This window comes from Bacillus sp. 1780r2a1 (assembly GCA_024134725.1).
In the GTDB taxonomy this organism is placed as follows: Bacteria; Bacillota; Bacilli; order Bacillales; family Bacillaceae_H; genus Priestia; species Priestia aryabhattai_A.
On the sequence record CP099863.1, the window covers coordinates 2,743,497 to 2,764,335 of the forward strand.

Annotated in this window: 22 protein-coding genes and 1 other annotated feature; of the genes, 6 read left to right on the top strand and 16 right to left on the bottom strand. The window is 37.5% G+C overall.

Annotated elements, in window-relative coordinates; translation table 11 throughout:
• Positions 1-33: 33 nt before the first annotated feature.
• The 3 genes from NIZ91_13775 to NIZ91_13785 are packed head-to-tail and all read right to left on the bottom strand — an operon-like array spanning position 34 to position 1,089.
• Positions 34-537 carry a GNAT family N-acetyltransferase gene (locus NIZ91_13775; protein ID USY53820.1) on the bottom strand — a complete coding sequence of 168 codons (504 nt, stop codon included), beginning with the start codon at positions 535-537 and terminating at the stop codon, positions 34-36.
• Between the two features lie 49 nt (positions 538-586).
• Entirely contained in the window at positions 587-838 is a 252-nt protein-coding gene (locus NIZ91_13780; GenBank protein ID USY57171.1) for a hypothetical protein, read from the bottom strand.
• Between the two features lie 26 nt (positions 839-864).
• Entirely contained in the window at positions 865-1,089 is a 225-nt protein-coding gene (locus tag NIZ91_13785; protein ID USY53821.1) for a hypothetical protein, read from the bottom strand.
• A gap of 168 nt (positions 1,090-1,257) precedes the next feature.
• Here NIZ91_13785 and NIZ91_13790 point away from each other — a divergent pair, with 168 nt between their 5' ends.
• Complete coding sequence (locus tag NIZ91_13790) at positions 1,258-1,962, top strand: MBL fold metallo-hydrolase (protein USY53822.1); 705 nt, start codon at positions 1,258-1,260, stop codon at positions 1,960-1,962.
• Between the two features lie 16 nt (positions 1,963-1,978).
• The gene (locus NIZ91_13795) at positions 1,979-2,545 is read left to right on the top strand and encodes a WHG domain-containing protein (GenBank protein USY53823.1); all 567 of its coding nucleotides are present in this window, start codon (positions 1,979-1,981) and stop codon (positions 2,543-2,545) included.
• Between the two features lie 26 nt (positions 2,546-2,571).
• On the opposite strand, the gene NIZ91_13800 is transcribed toward NIZ91_13795, so the two are convergent.
• Positions 2,572-3,738, bottom strand: a complete 1,167-nt coding sequence (locus tag NIZ91_13800; GenBank protein USY53824.1) for a CapA family protein — start codon at positions 3,736-3,738, stop codon at positions 2,572-2,574.
• A 299-nt stretch (positions 3,739-4,037) separates the two neighbouring features.
• Between NIZ91_13800 and NIZ91_13805 the strand changes: the two genes are divergently transcribed.
• Complete coding sequence (locus tag NIZ91_13805) at positions 4,038-4,445, top strand: carboxymuconolactone decarboxylase family protein (GenBank protein USY53825.1); 408 nt, start codon at positions 4,038-4,040, stop codon at positions 4,443-4,445.
• A gap of 32 nt (positions 4,446-4,477) precedes the next feature.
• On the opposite strand, the gene NIZ91_13810 is transcribed toward NIZ91_13805, so the two are convergent.
• Positions 4,478-5,494, bottom strand: a complete 1,017-nt coding sequence (locus NIZ91_13810) for an LD-carboxypeptidase (protein USY53826.1) — start codon at positions 5,492-5,494, stop codon at positions 4,478-4,480.
• A 139-nt stretch (positions 5,495-5,633) separates the two neighbouring features.
• Positions 5,634-5,855: a binding site (T-box leader), on the top strand.
• 302 nt (positions 5,856-6,157) lie between these two features.
• Between NIZ91_13810 and thrS the strand changes: the two genes are divergently transcribed.
• Positions 6,158-7,354, top strand: a complete 1,197-nt coding sequence (gene thrS, locus NIZ91_13815) for a threonine--tRNA ligase (protein ID USY53827.1) — start codon at positions 6,158-6,160, stop codon at positions 7,352-7,354.
• Positions 7,355-7,395: 41 nt separating this feature from the next.
• Here thrS and NIZ91_13820 read toward each other — a convergent pair whose 3' ends face one another.
• Positions 7,396-7,878: a GNAT family N-acetyltransferase gene (locus NIZ91_13820; protein ID USY53828.1), complete on the bottom strand. Its 483-nt coding sequence runs from the start codon at positions 7,876-7,878 to the stop codon at positions 7,396-7,398.
• A 109-nt stretch (positions 7,879-7,987) separates the two neighbouring features.
• Here NIZ91_13820 and NIZ91_13825 point away from each other — a divergent pair, with 109 nt between their 5' ends.
• On the top strand, positions 7,988-8,233 hold the full coding sequence (locus NIZ91_13825; protein ID USY53829.1) for a hypothetical protein: 246 nt from the start codon (positions 7,988-7,990) through the stop codon (positions 8,231-8,233).
• A 422-nt stretch (positions 8,234-8,655) separates the two neighbouring features.
• Here NIZ91_13825 and NIZ91_13830 read toward each other — a convergent pair whose 3' ends face one another.
• The 9 genes from NIZ91_13830 to NIZ91_13870 all read right to left on the bottom strand — a co-directional run bounded on the left by NIZ91_13830 (position 8,656) and on the right by NIZ91_13870 (position 19,394).
• The gene (locus NIZ91_13830) at positions 8,656-9,558 is read right to left on the bottom strand and encodes an AEC family transporter (GenBank protein ID USY53830.1); all 903 of its coding nucleotides are present in this window, start codon (positions 9,556-9,558) and stop codon (positions 8,656-8,658) included.
• Between the two features lie 71 nt (positions 9,559-9,629).
• Positions 9,630-11,063 (bottom strand): aldehyde dehydrogenase family protein, encoded by a 1,434-nt coding sequence (locus tag NIZ91_13835; protein ID USY53831.1) that lies wholly within the window; start codon positions 11,061-11,063, stop codon positions 9,630-9,632.
• Positions 11,064-11,087: 24 nt separating this feature from the next.
• Positions 11,088-11,822, bottom strand: coding sequence for a GntR family transcriptional regulator (locus NIZ91_13840; protein USY53832.1), 735 nt, complete (start codon positions 11,820-11,822; stop codon positions 11,088-11,090).
• Positions 11,823-11,852: 30 nt separating this feature from the next.
• Positions 11,853-13,199 (bottom strand): hypothetical protein, encoded by a 1,347-nt coding sequence (locus NIZ91_13845; GenBank protein USY53833.1) that lies wholly within the window; start codon positions 13,197-13,199, stop codon positions 11,853-11,855.
• A 132-nt stretch (positions 13,200-13,331) separates the two neighbouring features.
• Positions 13,332-15,365 (bottom strand): alpha-glucosidase, encoded by a 2,034-nt coding sequence (locus tag NIZ91_13850; GenBank protein ID USY53834.1) that lies wholly within the window; start codon positions 15,363-15,365, stop codon positions 13,332-13,334.
• A 30-nt stretch (positions 15,366-15,395) separates the two neighbouring features.
• Complete coding sequence (locus NIZ91_13855) at positions 15,396-17,126, bottom strand: solute:sodium symporter family transporter (protein USY57172.1); 1,731 nt, start codon at positions 17,124-17,126, stop codon at positions 15,396-15,398.
• Between the two features lie 84 nt (positions 17,127-17,210).
• Positions 17,211-17,876, bottom strand: a complete 666-nt coding sequence (locus NIZ91_13860; protein ID USY53835.1) for a DUF4867 family protein — start codon at positions 17,874-17,876, stop codon at positions 17,211-17,213.
• 98 nt (positions 17,877-17,974) lie between these two features.
• On the bottom strand, positions 17,975-18,655 hold the full coding sequence (locus NIZ91_13865) for a transaldolase (protein USY53836.1): 681 nt from the start codon (positions 18,653-18,655) through the stop codon (positions 17,975-17,977).
• A gap of 175 nt (positions 18,656-18,830) precedes the next feature.
• The gene (locus tag NIZ91_13870; protein ID USY53837.1) at positions 18,831-19,394 is read right to left on the bottom strand and encodes a DUF3267 domain-containing protein; all 564 of its coding nucleotides are present in this window, start codon (positions 19,392-19,394) and stop codon (positions 18,831-18,833) included.
• Between the two features lie 156 nt (positions 19,395-19,550).
• On the opposite strand from NIZ91_13870, the gene NIZ91_13875 reads away from it, so the two are divergent.
• Positions 19,551-19,676, top strand: coding sequence for a YvrJ family protein (locus NIZ91_13875; protein ID USY57173.1), 126 nt, complete (start codon positions 19,551-19,553; stop codon positions 19,674-19,676).
• Between the two features lie 82 nt (positions 19,677-19,758).
• Here NIZ91_13875 and NIZ91_13880 read toward each other — a convergent pair whose 3' ends face one another.
• Positions 19,759-20,835 (bottom strand): dipeptide epimerase, encoded by a 1,077-nt coding sequence (locus NIZ91_13880; protein USY53838.1) that lies wholly within the window; start codon positions 20,833-20,835, stop codon positions 19,759-19,761.
• Positions 20,836-20,839 lie beyond the last annotated feature (4 nt).

Genomic DNA, 20,839 nt, shown 5'->3' on the forward strand with positions numbered 1-20,839 from the left:
TTTTTAAGCTCTTCATGGATTTAGCAGAGAAACTCATTGGCTCCATTTATAATAAATGAAAGACAAAGAAGGATTGGCTGCACTGTTATTCTCTACACTTTTTTGAGCTAAAAACCCATTCTTCTCCAATACTTTCTGTGAAGCAACGTTTGTCACTGTTGTCTTAGCTTGCAGGGATTTTACCTGCTTGCGTGCTACTAGCTTATCTAAAAGTAATCTTACTGCCTCTGTTGCAATTTTTTGACCAACATGTTCTTCTCCAATGCGATAACCTAGCTTTCCCGCTTCATCATGAATATCAACTACATTGATTCGTCCAATAATACCATGATGCTCATCTTTTATCAGATAAAATAAGGAACCTGTTTGCTCCTGTTCAAGCACAAGCGCACGCATCCTTTCATGAAATCCACTTTGTGAATAATAGTCTTCACCTCTAGAGGGAACATGCTGTTCAAAATACGTACGGTTGATGACTTCAAACTGATATAAAGCTTCTTCATCTTTCATAGATAAAAGCTTTAAACACAACTTCATTTCCACTCACTCCTAAAAAAGAGAAATGTAGCTCCATGCCACATTCCTCTCAACTCGTTGGTCCTTCAATAATTGAATACTTGGTGAAATAAGCACCAGCTAACAGCAATATAATTGTAAGAGCTACGCTTACCACACCTAAAAACTGAAACCAATACGCCGCTAACTGCCATAAAGCAATCAGAGAAAAGCAAATGGGAGTTAACGCACTTTTAATTCCTTTTAACCCTAGTTTCTTTCTCTTTTGGACAACGTATAGATTTGAAACTAATAAACCAGCAATAACAACAGTTGTAAAGATAAATTCCAAAGTTCTCCTCTCCTTTTCTATGCATGTTTCTTTACGCTATGCTCATACAGCTTTTCTACAATAGCTCCCATAGCTATCCCTATGACAAATGGCATAATTGATCCAACACTTATCTCAAAACCCTTATCATCATTCATATATTCATAGTTAAAGCGAAGAATTGATATTGAAAATAGCTCTCCTATTAGCATTAATAAACTAGTTGTAAAAATAAATGTTCCAAACGTTATAAGAAATTTCATTCCGCACCCCTTTTCCTATAATTATCCATTTTATATGAATTAATTAATTTTGTGTAGGTCTTTAGGAAGAAATATTTACCTTAATACTTGAAAATCTGAGAACAAACTAATATTATTAGTTTTATAGCTAATATTATTAGTTTATTCTTGATGGGAGCTGATAAATAGATGAAAGTAACTCAATTTGATACGCTTTATCAATTAACTTTTTTTCCGAACTTATTCCCTATTAATTGCTACATTATTGAAGAAGAAACTGAACTAACACTTATTGATACAGGATTGGCTTCACATGGTCCAAAAATAATTGAAGTCATTAAATCCCTTTCTAAACCCCTGACAACTATCTTACTAACTCATGGTCATGACGATCATGTTGGATCCGTAGATATACTAAAAAAAGAGTTTCCTGACGCTCAGCTCTGTATATCTGCTCGAGATTCTCTTTTACTCAATGGAGATAAACGCTTGCTAGATGATGAAGGGATGCTGCCTATTAAGGGGGGAATATCAACCAAAATAAAAAGTTCTCCAGACCGCTTACTCTATGAACAAAATACCGTTGGCTCTTTAAAAGTTATCTCAAGCCCCGGGCATACTCCTGGCTCTATCTCTTTATTTGATGAGCGAAATCGCTTTTTAATTGCAGGAGATGCTTTTCAAACAAAAGGTGGGATAGCCGTTGCGGGAACGCTAAAGCTTACATTTCCTTTTCCTGCATTTGCAACGTGGGATAAAAATCGGTCACTTAATAGTGCTAAACAGTTAGCATCTTTACACCCAAAGCTTCTAGCTGTCGGACATGGTACATGCATAACAGATCCATATGAAGCCATGATGAAAGCGATTCAAAGAGCTGAAAATACATTTTAAAATAGGAGGACACCTCATGTCACCTCGTGCAGGTATTAACTTATCTACTATACTGCAAGCTTCATTATCACTAATAACTGAAGAAGGACATGATAATTTAACGCTTGGAAAGTTAGCAAAATCATTAAATATTAAGACTCCTTCTTTATATAATCATATTGCCAATCTAGCAGATTTGCGACAGCGCCTTGCAATTTATGGACTACAACAATTATATAAAGTAATGGCTGAAGCAGCGATTGGTCAATCTGGTGAAAGAGCTATTCTCTCTCTTAGCTTTGCTTACGTAAATTTTGCGAGACAATCTCCCGGTTTGTATGAGGCAATGTTTCGCGTTTCAAACCCTGATGACCCAGAGCTTAAAACTCATCAAGAAGCCGTTGTGCAGATTGTGACTAAGTCAATGGATGCTTATTCTATCGATAAAGTTACTAAAATTCACCTTGTACGTGGATTAAGAAGCTTACTCCATGGCTTTACCTTTATTGAACAACAGCGAGGATTTCAGCTAGACCTCGATGCTAACACTAGCCTAACTGTCATGATTCAAACATTTATAAACGGATTTTCAAATATAAAATAAGCTGATACCAACGTATCAGCTTTTTCTTATTCTCCGCCTTCATAAACAAGCCAGTTTGAATCTGTAATTTGAGCAGATAAATTAATAATTTTATTTTTCACTCGACTTGCTTCAGCTCCTTGTAAAGGTGCTGGCTGATAGTTATTTCTTGATGCTACGGATGAAATGCTAAATGGAATAACCTGAATTTCCTTTTTATTCGTTAGCTCTCCGCCTTTCAAATGAAACGTTTGCTGAAAAACAAACGTATCTTTATCACTTGGATTGCGATTTCCACCAAACATAAAGTTTCCTAGGCTATATACAATGAACTTTCCCTTATACTCTTCAATGCCTTGAACAACATGTGGATGATGTCCTAGAATTAAGTCTGCACCGTTATCGATCGTGTAGCGAGCTAGCTCTTGCTGAGTTTGTGTTGGCACAGGACTTTTTTCAATACCCCAATGGTAATGTACAATAACAATCTCTGCACCTTCTTTGCGCAAGCGCTTTATGCCAGCCTTGACTTCTTTTTTGGCTGTTTCCACATTTGAATCCCAACCTTCATACCCAAGTGCACCAATCTTAACACCCTTAACCTCTGTTATGTACTCGTTATCATAACCAAAGTAACCGATATCATTTTCATCTAATGTTTTCATCGTATCCTCATACCCTTGATCTAGATAATCAAAAATATGATTATTTGCCAAGTTTACAGCTTCAATATTTCCTAACTTTAAGATATTAACGTAGGACGGATCTCCTTTAAAACGAAAGGTTTTGGCTGCTTTTTGCGTCGAGTTAGTTAGCGTTGTTTCAAGATTAACTGTCGTAAAGTCATCGTTTTCAAATAAGTCTTTAATATGTTCTACAAAATACGGTAATCCATTTTTATCTGCTTCATGCGGAAACGACTGTTGATATGGAAAACTTTCGTCTGTACCAAGTGTAAAGTCTCCCGCTGCACTAATTTTAATCGTTGTTTCTTTTTCATTCTTGACGGATGCTGCTTTTTTCTCTTTTACTTCTTCTTTTTGCTCTTTTTTAGGTTGTTCTGTTTCCGTCGAAGCAACATTTTTACTGACAGGTTCTGAACGATTCATATTGGTAATAACAAAGTAACCCATAAGTAACAAAGCTAGAATAGTAAAAACCCCTCTTTTTTTCATCCGCCGATACTTTTGTTTTCTCCCTGTTCTTTCTTCCATCTGACCGATTCCCCTTTATACCATTTTCCCTAAAAATCTATCATTTTTTTACAAAAAATGAACCTTTCTACCAACAGGATACTATAACTTTTTAGAAAAAACTAGGAATATATCAAAATAATCTAAATAAATAACCTTTTCGGATAATTTTTACTTTGCGAATAAACTATTTTCAATTGTAATCTTTATATGCTTTTTTTGTTACATATAAAAATTATATGATAAAGATAAATTCCAAATGAAAAGGTTTGTTTTTTTCCGTTACGCTATACTAGAAAAATGAAAGGAGGATGTAAAATATGTCAAGAATTGAACTTTCTAGAGTTGGATTTACGCCTTTTCAACGGCTATTAGGTCATAACGTAGATATCATGAATAAATGGAGTGATTTAGGTGATGAGTTAGAAAAAACTCTTAGTCTATCAACACAGCTAAAGGAAGAAGTAAGGCGCGTATTAGCTGAAAAAAATGGCTGCGCTTATTGTAAAGCAAAAGGTGCGCCAAATTGGAAACAACAAGATGAGAAAACCATGCTGGCGATTGCCTTTACAGACGTTTTTTTAAAAGAAAAAGAAAGCGTTCCTGATACTGCATTTGTTGTTTTAAAAGAAGCTTTTAACGATAAGGAGATTAGCGAGCTTTGTGCCTTTATTTGTTTCACAACCGCTTCACAATATTATGGAGCTATGCTCGACTTACAGCCATAAAAATTAACAGAGGTTGCGTTATGCAACCTCTGTTAGTTTTTAAATGTTTGTTTTATATAACCTTTTCCATTTTTAATTTCAACCTTCGCAAAAGCACCGTTCACAAGCGTAAGCTGAGGCGGCATATGTCCAAAGTCAAGATCATATGCAATAGGTACTTCATGCTCTTTAAAAAGATCTTCATACACATCTTCACCTGTATAGCCTCCGACTGGATGGTTAGCAGCGCTTCGACCAAAAAGTATGCCGCTACAATAATTAAACCAACCTGCTAGCTTCATTTGAACGAGGGTACGCCTCAGATCTGTGGCTGATAACTCGCAGTTTTCAAAATACCATATAAGCTTTCCACCATGTATAAACTTTTGCTGAAATCTTTTAACATTCCCAAACGGTGTGCCAACTACATGACGGATTACGTCAATACATCCACCAAGTAACCTTCCTTCAATCACAACCTCTTTGTTTCCAACTGTTTTCCACTCGGTAGGTTCGGTTAAATGAAAGACGCAGGGAGATGGATTATTGTGCTGCCATTCTTTTTGAAAATTAGTAGAAGAGTACTGCGTAATGCTCTTTCCTTCTTCAAGTTTTAATACTCGTTCCCACATCTTAGTCGTCTCATCCCAGTACTCGCCTCGCAAATCGACTAAGTTTGGACCATGAGCGGTTGCGATACCGGTTTGAAGTGTCAGAGCAAGCAAGAATAAGCTTGTATCAGAATAGCCTAAAACCCACTTTGGTTTAATCTCTTGAAATGGAAGATGCTCTAAAATCTCAATCAAAAGTTCTCCGCCCCAAGGCGGTATAATCAGATCGACTGCTGAATCTTCTAACAGGCTCATCAATTCGCGAGCTCTCACTTTCGCCGAAGCAGATTTTGCTTTCATTTGCGTCCAAACAGTTTGGTGGCATTGAATCTTGTACCCTCGCTCTTCCATTTTGTCACAAGTTGATCGAAACATATGATGTAAAGCTTCTGGAATACCTGAAGAAGGAGCGGTTACGCCTATCGTTACGGTATGTTTTAAACGTGGAAATTGAATCATGACTTGCACTCCCTTATTTCTCTCTTCCGAATATATTGCTCATCATACCATAATTAACTTTAACTGGGTTATTTTATCTTTATTTTCCTTTTTTTTAAAATCTCTCTTGACTTAAGGAAAATCCATCCATTATAATCATCCGTAAGCATTGATAAGGACATGAATAACTTTTCATTTCTACTCAGAGACTAGGGCCTTTGGCTGCAAGCCCTTTAGAAACAAAGTTGATTTACCACCTTTGAGCTATTGCGGGGAAATGCTTTGCAGACTATCCGTAATCGGGAAATCCGTTATCGTTTTTGAGCACGACGCTTATTTGTCGTGAAATTAGGGTGGTACCACGACCGCACTCGTCCCTTCTTTTGGGATGAGTGCGTTTTTTTATACAATTTTATAGATGGCGTTGATAAGAATACGAATCTTCTTTTACCTTTTATCCAGAGACTGGGGCCTTTGGCTGTGAGCCCTTTAAAAGCAAAGTTGATTTACCATCTTTGAGCTATTGCGGGGAAATGCTTTGCAAACTATCCGTAATCGGGAGATCCGTTATCATTTTTGAGCACGACGCTTATTTGTCGTGAAATTAGGGTGGTACCACGACCGCACTCGTCCCTTCTTTTGGGATGAGTGCGTTTTTTTATTTAATTATTGGGAGGAAAAAACATGAGAAACGCAAAACTTGAAAAACAAAACCATCAGCAGCTAGGAAAAGAGCTTGAACTCTTTTTGACTCTGGAAGAAGCACCCGGCATGCCATTTTTCTTACCAAACGGCATGTCTATTCGAAACGAACTCGTTAACGATTGGAAACAAAAGCATATTCAAGCTGAATATGCGGAGATTCAAACACCCGTTATGATGAAGCAACATTTATGGGAACAATCTGGACACTGGGACCACTATCAAGAAAATATGTATTTTTCAAACGTAGATGAACAGAGCTATGCCCTAAAGCCAATGAACTGCCCCGGTGCAATTTTATTGTTTAACAGCAAACGTAGAAGCTACCGAGAGCTTCCGGTTCGTTATGCTGAACTTGGACTCGTACACAGACATGAACTATCTGGATCTTTAAACGGTTTGTTTCGCGTTCGCTCATTTACGCAGGATGACGCACACTTATTTGTTACGCCTGCTCAAATCGAAGCAGAGCTTAATGGTGTCTTGAAGCTAGTTCATGAATTTTATGAACAGTTCGACTTTGAATATAAAGTTGAACTTTCAACACGCCCTGAAAAATACATGGGAGATTTAAGCATGTGGGAACAAGCGGAAGCGTCTCTTGAAAATGTCTTAAAAGCACGAGGATTAGCTTACGAAATTAATAGAGGAGACGGAGCGTTCTACGGACCTAAAATTGATTTTCATATTTTAGACTCCCTTGGCCGAAGCTGGCAGTGTGGAACAGTTCAACTCGATTTTCAAATGCCTGAAAAATTTGACTGCACATATATCGGAGAAGATAACACCCCTCATCGCCCAGTAATGATTCATCGCGCAGTTTACGGTTCAATCGAACGATTTATGGGTATTTTAATCGAGCATTACGGTGGAGACTTCCCTCTTTGGCTTGCACCTGTTCAAGTGAAAATTCTGCCGATTGCTGATGCTCATATAGACTACGCAAATGAAGTTGCACAGCGCTTACGTCAGCATGGAAGACGGGTTGAAGTTGATAGCCGAAAAGAAAAGATTGGCCTTAAAATTAGGGAAGCCACGCTAAGAAAAGCTCCTTATATCGTAATTATTGGCGATCAAGAAGTAGCGAATAGCAGCCTTGCTATTCGAAAACGCACGGATAATAGTCAGCACTCCCTAAAATTTGATGATTTTTTACTGGAGCTTGCACAAAATAGATAAAATAAAAGCGCTCAATATAACCATACTGAGCGCTTCCTTTTTTAAAACAACAGTTCCATCTGACGACTTTTAGTAGTAAATCCTATATTTTCATAAAATTGAATCGCGCGATCATTGAATTCTAATACGTTTAGTTCAATAGCATCTACTGACTTTTCTCTGCCGTATTTAACGATTTCATTCATTAATAGCTTACCAATTCCTTTGCTTTGATGATCCTCACTAATACCGATGCTTCGAATGAATAAAGTGCACCGGTTTTTTAAAATGGGATTAGTATCTCCTGCCTTTTTAAAATCAAGGATCACATATCCAACGACAGACTTCTCTGTATCTCGTACGACTAGTAATTCTGTTTCAGCCGATTCAAGCCATTTTTGATATTCACCACGGGACAAGGTTGAATCCTTCTTTTCATATAAATCAGGCCTTCCTTTAATATGAAGCTTCTGCACTTGATTTTTCAGCTCTGAAAATGATAAAAAATCACTTTCAACTGCCTTTGTTACCGAATATGAATTCATAGCTTTTTCTCCTTTATGTTTTTTTAAAAATAATCTACCTAAACAAGATTACTGCCCAAACGTTTTGTAGGCTGTTGCATATACTTCTAAAGAAAAAGGAGGTATTGTTATGTATCAAAACCAACACGTATACACTGAGCACGATTTTCGCAGACCTTATGGCAGACCAGGCGGCTTCGGTCGTCCATTTGGCAGACCATTCGGACGTCCTTTCGGAGGACCATTTATCTTTGGAGCTCCGTTCTTAGGGGGATTAGCTGGAGGATTACTTGCTAGCTCTCTTTACGGTGGCGGCTTCGGCCCATACCCTTATCCACCATACCCTTACTATCCACCATATGGTTACTATTATTAAGAAGACATGGCTTATGCCATGTCTTTTTTACCTATTAGTAAACCTATACTCTTAAAAGATTTATACTTATAAAAAGCGGAATAGTAGCTAACAAATCGGAAAAAAATAAAGTAAATAATTGATTCATCAATCATCCCCCTATAATTTTCCACTATGAATATAGTAACATATAAGTAAACTGTTGTTAGTGCATCGAATCTTAATGATCTAAATAAGTCGTATATTCTCTCATTAAAAATGAAACACCCGTCACAAATGAAATTAAAAAACAAACTCCGGTTACATAGTGCGAAAAACCATAGAGTAAATACATGAAAAGAAAAACGATAAATGTAAGTATGAAAAGCCACTTAACGTATTTTTTGATTACATAGGACTGTTGCTTCTGCATATTATCTATCCTTTCAGCTTTTAACTTATATCTACAGTACAATCCAAAACACAATGGGTAACGTCACTAAGCTTAAAGACGTGCTGAATAGTGTAGCAACCGAGACAAACTCCGGTTCCGTGTCGAATTGCATGGCATACATCGTTGTATTGGCAGCTGTAGGCATAGCAGCCATGATAATCATAATTTGCTTTGTCACGTCATCAACCGGGAGAAACAACGTTAAAACGTATGCAATAACCGGGGAAATAGCTAGCTTAATAGCAAGGGAGAAAGATAGTTTCTTCTTGGCTAAATTTCGAACGGATATAGTAGCAAGCTGCATTCCCAGCACAATCATAATTGTCGGGATAGCGGCATTAGCAACTAAATCAACTGCTTGATAAACTGGCTTACTAAGTTCTATATGTAAGAGCTGAAACATTACTCCAACAATTGCACCATATATAATTGGCATTCGCTTAACCGCACGCAGTGACTCTTTTATTCCACTTGTCCCTTTCCCTCCTTTAGCAGCATAATATACACCAATTGTACACATCACGAGCTGCTGAATAACCATCAGTATAATAGCCGACTCAAGCCCCGTTGCGCCAAAAAGTAATAATACAACCGGCGTGCCGTAATTTCCATTATTCATAAAAGCAGAAGCTAGAATCATTCCACACGTTTGTGAGTTTGTGTAGCGATTTATCCACGATAAGATAAATACCACGCTAATCAGTAGGAAACAAAGGCCAAACGTATATAAAATAAAATACACATACTCTTGGTTAAACACAGTCGTATAAAAGGTTCGGAACACTAAAACAGGAGACATTAAGTATAAAGCCATTGTGGAAATGGATTTCGTATCAAATCCAATCCGCTTTTGTCCAATAAATCCAAGCGCAAATATTCCAAATATCGGGATTAATACAAATAAAAATTCCATTGTTTGCACCTTCACTATTATGTTTTTATACAGAAGTAGAGGCCTTGTTTATACATAGGCCTCTGCTGTTATTATAGATTTAAAACGATGATACGCTCTTCCGTCATTTCTTCTATTGCGTATTTTGGTCCTTCTTTACCACTACCGCTGTTTTTCACACCACCATACGGCATATGATCCACTCGGTAAGCTGAAGCATCGTTAACAATTAAACCACCAACTTCAATTTCACGAGCAGCTTTCATCGCAAAGCTTAAATCGTTTGTAAATAAGCCTGCTTGAAGACCATATTCTGAATCATTCACTCTAGCAATTACTTCATCAATTTCAGTATATGTCGCAACAGCAACCACAGGGCCAAATATTTCTTGACGGCAAACCTTCATATCATCCTTTACGTTAGTTAAAACCGTTGGTAAATAAAAGGAACCGCTTGCTTTTCCGCCTATTTCAACAGTTGCCCCTTGACTCTTTGCTTCTTGAACCCAAGCGTCGACTCTCTCAACTTCTTTTAAGCGAATCATCGGGCCGATATCAGTTTCTTCGCTCATTGGATTTCCTACAATTAACTTTGCTGTTTTTTCTTTAAGCTTTTCAATAAATGCTGTATAAACGGCTTCATGTACATACACGCGCTGCACAGAAATACACACTTGACCTGCATTATTAAAGCTTTTCTGAGAAATTAGAGAAGCAGCTTGTTCTATATTAGCATCGCTATGAACAACCGTTGCTGAATTGTTTCCTAGTTCCAGCGCCACTTTTCGCAGACCTGCTTTTGAGCGAATGAACTCTCCAACGCGGGGACTACCAGTAAAAGTGAACATATTAACGTCTGGATTATCTAATAGCCATGTACCAATTTGTTCACCATCTCCGGTTACAACTTGTAAGCGGCCTGTAGGTAATCCTGCTTCCTCAAATAAAGCTGCTAACTTTAATGCACAAATAGGGGTTACCTCAGCAGGTTTTAGTACAACAGTATTTCCAGCTGCTAGTGCTGGTCCAATCTTATGACACACCAAATTGAGCGGTACGTTAAACGGTGTAATCGCAGCGATAACGCCAACCGGCACGCGAACCGTAAATGCCATTCGATTTTCAGAGCCAGCTGCGGATTCAACAGGAACTCCATCTCCATGAATACGCTTAGCTTCTTCAGCAGATAGCTGCAGTGTTTGAGCAGCACGTTCTACTTCGCCTCTTGATTCACGAATTGGTTTACCGACCTCCATCGCTAATATTTGTGCAAATTCTTCTTTTCTGGCTACTAACAATTCAGCCACCTTCATTAATACTTCGTATCGCGCATATGGTGAAAATGAGGTTTCAAGTGCTTTCTTTGCTCCCTGAACAGCTTGATTAACGTGATGTTTTTCGGCAACTGCTATTCTTGCAGCTGTTTCTTGCGTATATTTATCAAGAACATCCATTTCTTTTTTAGTCTCAATCCATTCTCCATCTACATATAACCCATATTGCTTTACGCTTGCCGTATTTACCATGTCTCCCACTCCCCAAAATGTTTGTTATCTCGTTAATTCAATATCATAATGGTACTTGTCACTACGAAACTTTGTAGTTGTAAACTCAATAGGCTTATCATCAAAACCAAAGCTCAACCTTGTCATTTCCAAGAGAGATTCTCCCGCTCTAATACCTAATAAATCTGCTTCATAAATGGTAGCATTCATTGCAGATATCTTTTCTTTTGCACGTTTTAATAAAATCCCTTCACTTTCTAAGACTTCATAAAATTTAGCTCTATTTAAATCCTCTTTATTTAAAATTTTTCCGATATGAACCGGCCAACAAGATCTTTCAATCGCAATTGGCACTTCATCAGCAAACCGTACGCGCTCAATGACTAGAATTTCTTCATCATCAGCTATCCCCAACTTTGTTTTTTCATAATAAAGATCTTTTTTAAATTCTGCTCGAATTAACTTTGATTCAGGCGTTAACCCTCTTTCAATTGCTTCTTCTGCAAATCCTTTCAACTTACCTAAGCTTCCCCCTATTAATGGCTGTGTTTTGACAATCGTTCCTTTCCCCTGCTTTTTCTCCAGCAGACCGTCTTGCACAAGCATTGTGATTGCTTGACGTAAGGTTGTACGACTAACTTCAAACTCTTCCATCAATTCTTGTTCAGTTGGAATTAGTGTATTAGGAGGCCATACTTTCTCTTGAATACGCTTTACAAGAATATCTTTAACCTGCAAATATAGCGCAATGTTTTTGGTAGGATCTATAATTGCTTTCACTTTCTTTTATCACCCTTTTCTTATAAACTTTTAACATCCAGTATATAAATTGGTTTGGATGTTTAAAATTCTTCCTAACTCTTTAAGTTCATCTACTACGTCACCGTATACTAATGCAAAATGTGGCTCGTAACCTGCATGCATTAAATCATATAAAGTCTCCGTTACATCCGTAGCTAATTCTACTTCAACTGACGTACCGGTAAAAGGCTGTTCAACGTCAAGCGCCGTTCCTTTCATAATTAATAAACGATAACCGTCTGGTGTATGACTTACTCGGAACATCGTTACTTCTCCAGCTTTTAACCCAAAGTCCATTGCCAAGCCAATCTTTCTGTTAGGATGAACACCAGCTGTAGCTCCAGTATCTGGACGAGCTAACGAATAAGCACCAGCTCCACAGTGCCAAAATACAGCTGAATTTTTCTCTTCATCAATGTGAACTAAGTCTCCCAAATATGGAGCGTTTCCGTTTGCTAATTCTCTTAAGATAAACATGGAAATTGATCCATGAATATCAGATTCGCATGATGTTACCATTCCATCCTCTGTGAACTGAGACAGAGTTGAGCACGGTGCTGCTCCTAGATCATTGAAAAAATCTGGCCAACATCGCATAGCAAGTGATGTAAAACCTTCCTTCTCAATCTCTCGTTTTATATAAGTAGAAAATTGAGCAAACTTTTGCACGGTTTCATCATCGCGCTGCAGCCCTATTACTTGTTGTTCAGCACGATCTACTTCTCCAACCCATTCTGACTTTGGAATATGAATACATTCTTTAAATGCTTTTTGCAAATCTACTTTTTTTAAGGTAACACCAAATGCTTGATGCAGTTCATCTTCATCGGCTTGAGAGAAGAAGAATCCAGGTGGATAATCTCCGACTACTCCAACCTTCATATCTTTTAATGATTGAATGACACGCATTACGCTAAGCTGTTTAGTTAACTTGCGCTGCAGCTGTTCTTCATCAGGGTTTCCAAATACAAATGAGAATGGATGGTTATGATTTCTAAGTACGTTACTTGTACTATTGCCACCTGTTAACGAGTTTAGTCGCAAGCGACCGCCAACACTTGGTTCTCGAACAGACCATACCACAACAGGATTTGTAAAATATTCAAGCGTTTTCACCATAAACTCTCCATCGGCAAACGTTACGCTTTGATATAGTAAAGTATCAATTGACTCATGACGAATTGATTGTAGAAAGTCTTCTAACTCTTCTACAGATGTAAGAATTTCATTTGGTGCTATAACTTTGGCACAAGATGCTTGCAGCCAATTTTCACTTTGCTTGCGATATTGTTCTGCCACTTCAATATCAAATGTTTTTCTCCCGATTGGCAAATATAAAACAGATGTATTTAACATAAACTTTTCCCCTTTATTCCTTGTTTCTCTCATTCATCATAATGATTATATCATACATCACTACCTTTTAGTGATCTTTTTTAACTAAACAGAAAAAACTGCTGAAGAAACCGGCAGTTTTTTCTGTTTTTTTTACAGAGTAGAAATTTTTTCAAATAAAGCTTTCCATTCTGAACTTTTACGATAAAAAACTGGTGGATAACCGATAGGTGCTTCAACTGAAACTTCTCCACCTTGATACTCCTTACCACTCCACAGATGAACCCAGTCATCCTCTGGTAGATACACATCCCATTTTGTCTGTAACTCTTGGTGTACAGGTGCTACTAATAGATCCTGACCATACAAATATTGATACTGAATATCATAAGCTTTCTGATCTTGTTCATAATGCATAAACAGTGGGCGCTGTACAGGTATACCGCGATCAGCATTTTCTTTTACAAGTGTCTTTGTATACGGTGCCAATGTTGTATATACAGTCGTCATTTTTGCTAAGTGTTCTAACGTTTCATCATCTCCGTCGAATTGGAAGCAATCATCGGGACGATTTCCTTCATGAGTTCGCATAAAAGGTGTAAACGCTGCCATCTCAGTCCATCTTAACAGCAGTTCCTTTGAACGCTTATTTCCATGAAGACTTGTATAACCACCAATGTCACTATGGTGTAATCCACATCCTGTCATACCAGATGACAGTGCTGCTGGTATCACAGAAGCTAATCCGTCGTCCAGAGACCAGTCAACACTTTGATCTCCTCCCCACAGGAGCGTACAATATTTTTGAATACCCGTATAGCCAGCTCGCATAAAATAAACGACTTCTCCAAGTTTACCTGCTTCAGAAACGGCTTCATAATTTGTTTTTGCCCAAAGTGTTGGCCACGCGTTGTGCATTTTTTTCGCATCTTCCTTATTTTTAAGCACTACATCTGTTGGCAAATACTCTCCGAAATCAGCCATCCAACCATCTAACCCAAACTCAATCATATTTGTTTGAATAACCTTTTTATACCACTCAGTCGCTTCTTCATTGGTGAAATCAACGACACCACAGTAAAACTCTCCAAAGTCTACTAAGTACGTTTCACCAGCTTCGTTTAATGCTAAATACCCTTTCTCATTTGCCTCCTTATATAACTGTCCCTCAACCGCTACGTAAGGATTAATATAGCCTAAAAAGCGTATGCCTTTTTGTTTCCATTCTACTATTTTTTGATCTAGTTTCGGATATTCATCTTGATTCCATTCCCAGTTCCACATTAGTCGCTTACCAAAAGACGTAATGCGTTTACCTTGCCAGTCCTGACACCATACCCCAGCAACTTTAACACCTTTCTCTAACGCTTTGTTTAGCTTTTCTTCAACAACTTCCGTTCCACCTTGAATGCCTAAAGTTACGCCATTATACACCCAATCAGGAAGCTCAGGCTGACGACCGAAAACTGCCGTCATCTTTTCAACTAGCTCCAAATATGTATCTGCCGTCTCAAATAATACGTATTGAGGAATTTCCCATATCTGAAGCTCATGAAAATTCGGATTACGAAAATCAAAATCTGCGTACGCAGTTGTTTCTACATGGCAATAGTACTTTTTCGTAGAAACGAATGTAGGTTGAGGGTAATTAGTATTGTAATAATCCCCTCCGGCTTTATCTTTAACATCAGCTTGCCACGTCGTATACGTTTTTTTATTGCGCCCTACACCAGGTTCAGAAGTCCAAAGTGGAAAGTTTTTACCTCTCATATTAAAATGTGAAAGCTGCTCTCCGCACCCGTATACTTTTTCTAATTTATCAGCTGCAACTCGAAGCCAAAAACGATTGATCGATTCGTCTAGTTGCGTATACTCTAACTTTAAACGCCCTTCTTCTTCTGTGATACCAACAAGAAGAATCGGATCTTCACCTTTAAATGTAGAGAATTGAATTGTATAACCACTATCAGTTGGAGTAATTGCAGCGCACTTTAAGCCCATGCGTTCAACCAGGTAGTCTTGTATATTGAAATTGCCTCGATACATTTCAATGTTTTCTTCCCCAACTCCAACAAATATACTAGGTTTTTCAACTGTGTGTTTTATAAAAAGTTGATTGTTAAAAAACAGCTCAAATCCGTTATCAATTTCCTTTAAATAAATCCCTGTCATTGTTGTCTTTAACATATAGCCGTTCTCCTTTACCTTACATTTTTATTAAGCGGGAAACTGCTTATTATCTGTCTTAACAGTTGTATTTTTTTCTACATATTGTCCATACTTTTTATTCCATCTCGTCAAAGAGACATAGCCCAAAATAGCGGTAACCACAAACAATCCTAAAAGTGCTGGCCAGAAATACGGAGAAACCACGCCACCTGCATAGGCTAAGCCGATTGGTGAAAAGACAATGTAAAATGCAAACATTAAACCAAGTAATACGATTGAGACAAGCAGTGAATATTTCCACGGCTTCATATCTACTTTTGGTCTAGGAATGAAGTTCCATGCTTCTTTTCTTGGTGAAATCTTTCCAATAATCAACATCATCGCTACTTCGGTAAAGAAAAGAATAGCGTAAACATGAATAAAGTTAATATCTACTTTAAATCCAAATAAATGATTGGTTCCCCATAAAAGCATGTAGTATGTAACAACATGAAAACCAATCGCGACTTTTGCAGCAACTGCTGGCACACGCTTTGCAAAGATACCGACTAATACAATGGCAATCACAGGAATATTAAAGAATCCTGTAAAGCGACGAATTAACTCCCATAGTCCATCCGGAGCAAACATGAGAAGCGGGGAAATAAAGAAACTAACAAGCGCTAGCACGGCCCCGAACCATTTACTTAAACTAAGTAACTTTTGATCCGTTACGTTTGGACGAAGCGGTTTATACACGTCTAAAGCAAACATCGTAGCTGCTGAGTTAATAAGAGCATTAAAAGTACTAAATACTGCTCCCAGCAGCACCACTAAAAAGAATCCCTGTAAATACCAAGGTAAAATATTAGATACTAAAGTAGGAAAAGCCAAGTCTACAGGATTCATGTCCCCTCCATATAAGTGGAAGGCAATAATTCCTGGAATCATCATAAAGACTGGAACTAACAGTTTAAAGAACCCTGTATATAATACTCCTTTTTGTCCCTCAGCTAGATTAGCCGCTCCAAGGGTACGCTGAATTGCATACTGATTGGTTCCCCAATAAAATAGGTTTGCCCAAATCATTCCTGTAAAAATTGTTAAAAAAGGCACAGAATCTGTACTAGATCCAACTGCATTCATCTTTTCTGGATGTACAGTTGTAATGGTCTTAAGCCCCGCACCGATACTTCCATCGCCCAATTGAAACAATCCGATTAAAGGAATAATGGAACAAACGATGATTAAACCGATTCCAATAAACGTATCGGAAACCGCAATGGCTTTCATTCCTCCGAAAATAGCAAAGAATGCGCCAATGATCCCAATAGTCCAAACCATCAACCAAACGGATTGGATATAAGAAATTCCTAGTAAACTCGGAATATCAAACAGTTTCATCAGAGCTAATGCACCTGAATATAAAGTAGAAGGAATCGTAACAAGGACGTACCCTAACATAAATAGTAAAACAGCTAAACGCCTTACGCCTTCATCATAACGATCTCTCAAAAACTGTGGTAGTGTTGTAAATGCTCCGCCTAAATAGCGAGGTAGTAAGATAAGCGTCATAATAACAATTGCAATAACCGCTGTTACTTCCCAAGCCATATTTGTCATGTTCGCTGCATACGATTGACCATTTAACCCAATCATTTGCTCTGCAGATAAGTTCGTTAAAATTAAAGCTCCAGCAATAAATCCACCGGACAAGCCACGCCCTGCTAAAAAGTATCCTTCCGTTGTGGTGTTTGTACCCTTTGTCTTTTTATACGTCCACCAACCGAGTAGTGCCATAAACACTAAACAGGACAGAAGTGTAAATAATGGACTTTGATTTTGCACGTTTTATTCCCCCTACACCAATATTTGCTTTAATATTCAGTAATTAACTTGTATATTATCACCTTTTATTCCAGGGTGTGCACCTTTATCAATGAGTATTTTACGATTTGGATGAGCTAAAAGCCATTTATTCTTCATAAAAAGCAACTGATCACTTTTACTATCCACTCCACCAGCTAAAGGTTCGTTCGTTCCTTTTGGCAAAATAACAATCGTTTTAAACCCTTCATCTGTTACTTTACATGGAGCAAAATGAAGCGTTGTACCATATAGCTCTACAGCGGTCCCTTCCGGAATAAAGAAAGCGTCTACATTTTTAGAGTCATATAACCCTTCTGAAATATCTTGCACCTTCCCTAGCAACAAAACCATATCGGTTACAGCAAAATTAATTTCATTACCTTGATGATACTCCAGCCCGTTTAAAGAAGTATTTAAACCATTACAGTAACCAATTTGGATAGGCATCTGACCATATGAATTTGCTTCAATCTGCTTCTTTAATGATTTTTCTTCCATTATACTGTCTGAAGCTACGTATATATTTCCCTCGCTAGGAATTTGTATCTCTTCCATATAAGCCTTTATTTCATCAAAATTATAGTCTGTGATAACCTTCCCATAATTCTTAAATTGTTTTTCTTTTACATGATAAAAAGATAGGTGTGAATTCAGGCTTTTTAACTGCTCAAACTTAGACATCAACAATCGCTTCCTTTGTTGTAAAATGCTTATCTAAAAAGCTCCTCTAAGGATTATTGATAATGCTACTAAGAGGAGCTTTCTATTTATCTAGTATATTACTTTAAAACCGTTTGTTCGGTAATTGTATTATCCCATGCTTTTCTAAATTTATCTAACCCATAATCTGTAAATGGATGATAGAAGCTTTCTTTATACACATCAAACCCACATGTCACAATATGAGCACCTGCTTTTGCCGCATCTGCAATTTGCTTACCGTTTCGTAACGCTGCTACGATAACTTCTGTTTCGTAATTATAGTTTTGATAGATTTTAATAATATCTTGAATGTAAGCTGTCGCATCGTCTCCACTATTTTCTTTCCAGCCTACAAAAGGAGAAACGAATTTGGCACCAACTCTAGCCGGTTGCAATGCCTGAGATGGAGAAAAGACAAGCGTAACGTTAGTTGATATTCCGTCTTTTTCAAGTTCTTTTGCCGCAATCAATCCAGGCTCTGTGCATGGAATTTTAATAATAAAGTTTGGTGAAAGTTGAGCAATTTTTCTACCTTCATGAACCATCTCTTTCGCATCATCTAGATGTGGATTGATCTCTGCTGAAATTGGAAAATTTGCAACGCCTTCAAACTCTTTTGCTAGCTCATCTAACACTGTTAAAAATGGTTTACCGCTATTCATTATGTGCCGTGGATTAGTTGTCACTCCATCAATTGCCCAATTCTCATAAGCATATGTAATTTCATTTAAGATTGCACTGTCTAAAAAATATTTCATTTTTTCCATCCCCTTGTTTATTATAATTATTTACTAAACATCATAACATAGGTATCTTTTTCTAAAAGTAATTACCTTTGTTTATAATAATATGAAAACGCATCCAAAATTTCAAGTCTTTTTTTGAAATTTTTTTATACAAAAAGCACATGAAGAAATTCATGCGCTTTTTAATCTATATATTGATGTTTTTATTTTCATTCATTTCATTACAAAAATAAACCGTACAACCAATATTATCTTTATGATCTTTTACCAGCGTATCTTTAGAAAATGAGCGAATCGAACGATAAATAAGCCAATCTCCAGCACCACCCCCAACTAATAATGTTGAGATTGCTACAAGCATGCCGTTGCCAACTACCAATCCGATAATGAGCGGAACAAATCCTGTAAGAAGTACAGGTAACAACAGTGCCATGCGAAAAGCACGCATAGGAATGGCAACTTTACAGTGTGCGTAACAAATCATATATTTCCAAATAAAACCAAACTTTAAATCTGATAACTTTACCTTTCCAAACCACAAAAAACCAATTCCATGAAGCAATTCATGAAGAAGAATCAATAAAAGATAAAAACCAATAAACTTAAAAAAGAACATTAAAGTAATGGTAAATTCTAATCCCCAAAGCCATGTGTAAACAATCGTACTAAGCAATACAACCCCCAATGTGTAATAAGATGCTTTTCTATTAACATCTTTGGGATCTAAAAAAATGGAAACTTCTTGCTCCAAGGAAAATCTTCCCCCTTTCCATTTAACAACAATAAAAACGTATATAAGAACTTATTTTCAGCATAATGAACCCTTTGTGAAAGACTGCATATGATATAGCAAGTCCATATTAAGGAGGTGCCTCTAATCGAAAGCTGGTTAAATGTTATCGCCAATGTGGGTTTTCCAATTGCGGTCGCCTTTTATTTGCTCATTCGCTTTGAGAAAAAAATTGATGACTTGACCAAAACTATCAACCATATTGCAACTATCATCGAGGAGAAAAAAAAAGACGCGCAGTAAAAACGTACAAGCTTATATTTTCAAACATTCAGCAAAAAAGACAACAATGCCAACTAGATTATGCTATTAGCTGGCACTTTTTTTAGTTTCCTTGTAAAGTAGATTGCATAGCTCCCACTCCTGGAAGTGAAGATAAGATGACTTGGTCCCCTTGATAACTTAACACATCCAGATCGCTATCTAACCACAAGGGAGCATCTAAATCAAAGTACTGAACATTTGGATGTGCTGCTGCAAAGTGTGCTGCCGCTCCTACAGAAAAACAAGGTTCCATCATGCTACCAATCATACAACTCACACCGTTTGCTTCTGCAATACTCGCAATTTTCCATGCTTCGTTTATTCCACCGCACTTCATAAGCTTAATATTTAATAAATCTACATAGCGCCCTGCGACAAGCTTTAACGCGTCCTTTACCGAAAACAAGCTTTCATCTGCCATAATAAGTGTAGAAACCTGATTAGTTACAAACTTTAGGCCATCTAAATCATAGGAAGGAACTGGCTGTTCAATAAACTCAATGTTAAAGTTTCTATTTTCCATCTCATGAATAATCTGCACTGCTTGTTTCGCACGCCAACCTTGATTTGCATCTAAACGAAGCTTTATGTATGAAGGAATAGCTTCGTGAATTTTCTGTATGCGTTCAATATCTAACTCTGGATTCGCCCCAACCTTTATTTTAAGCACTTGAAAGCCGTCAGCTACGGCTAATTTAGCAGCTTTCGTCATCTTCTCTGGAGTGTCCACACCAATGGTCATACAGGTAGAAAGTGTTTTTTTACCCCCTAAGTAAGTATGAAGCGGAACTTCTATCAATCTACTATATGCGTCGTGAAGAGCGATATCAGCAGCAGCTTTAGCACTAGTATTTCCTATACAGCAAGACTGTACGCTTTGAAGTAACAGTTGAAATTCTTTAACATCTCTTCCAATTATCGCAGCTTTAATAGGCCCTTTAAGAGCTGCTAAAATGCTCTCTAACGAATCACCTGTAATCACATACGTTGGAGCAGCCGCTCCTCTACCTGTTATTCCATTTTCTAACGTAATAATCACTTCAACGCTTTCAATTTCTGTGGCTGTTCGGAGCGCTGTTTTAAATGGTACTTTTAACGGAATAGTTTCATGCTTTACTTCAAGGTTTTTAATAATCATTTGG

Coding starts and splice junctions, on each gene's coding strand:
- NIZ91_13860 (USY53835.1), bottom strand. CDS start 17,876: ATGTCTAAGTTTGAGCAGTTAAAAAGCCTGAATTCACACCTATCTTTT.
- NIZ91_13865 (USY53836.1), bottom strand. CDS start 18,655: ATGAAATATTTTTTAGACAGTGCAATCTTAAATGAAATTACATATGCT.
- NIZ91_13820 (USY53828.1), bottom strand. CDS start 7,878: ATGAATTCATATTCGGTAACAAAGGCAGTTGAAAGTGATTTTTTATCA.
- NIZ91_13790 (USY53822.1), top strand. CDS start 1,258: ATGAAAGTAACTCAATTTGATACGCTTTATCAATTAACTTTTTTTCCG.
- NIZ91_13795 (USY53823.1), top strand. CDS start 1,979: ATGTCACCTCGTGCAGGTATTAACTTATCTACTATACTGCAAGCTTCA.
- NIZ91_13830 (USY53830.1), bottom strand. CDS start 9,558: ATGGAATTTTTATTTGTATTAATCCCGATATTTGGAATATTTGCGCTT.
- NIZ91_13785 (USY53821.1), bottom strand. CDS start 1,089: ATGAAATTTCTTATAACGTTTGGAACATTTATTTTTACAACTAGTTTA.
- NIZ91_13835 (USY53831.1), bottom strand. CDS start 11,063: ATGGTAAATACGGCAAGCGTAAAGCAATATGGGTTATATGTAGATGGA.
- NIZ91_13880 (USY53838.1), bottom strand. CDS start 20,835: ATGATTATTAAAAACCTTGAAGTAAAGCATGAAACTATTCCGTTAAAA.
- NIZ91_13810 (USY53826.1), bottom strand. CDS start 5,494: ATGATTCAATTTCCACGTTTAAAACATACCGTAACGATAGGCGTAACC.
- NIZ91_13825 (USY53829.1), top strand. CDS start 7,988: ATGTATCAAAACCAACACGTATACACTGAGCACGATTTTCGCAGACCT.
- thrS (USY53827.1), top strand. CDS start 6,158: ATGAGAAACGCAAAACTTGAAAAACAAAACCATCAGCAGCTAGGAAAA.
- NIZ91_13850 (USY53834.1), bottom strand. CDS start 15,365: ATGTTAAAGACAACAATGACAGGGATTTATTTAAAGGAAATTGATAAC.
- NIZ91_13805 (USY53825.1), top strand. CDS start 4,038: ATGTCAAGAATTGAACTTTCTAGAGTTGGATTTACGCCTTTTCAACGG.
- NIZ91_13855 (USY57172.1), bottom strand. CDS start 17,126: ATGGCACTACTCGGTTGGTGGACGTATAAAAAGACAAAGGGTACAAAC.
- NIZ91_13775 (USY53820.1), bottom strand. CDS start 537: ATGAAGTTGTGTTTAAAGCTTTTATCTATGAAAGATGAAGAAGCTTTA.
- NIZ91_13800 (USY53824.1), bottom strand. CDS start 3,738: ATGGAAGAAAGAACAGGGAGAAAACAAAAGTATCGGCGGATGAAAAAA.
- NIZ91_13845 (USY53833.1), bottom strand. CDS start 13,199: ATGTTAAATACATCTGTTTTATATTTGCCAATCGGGAGAAAAACATTT.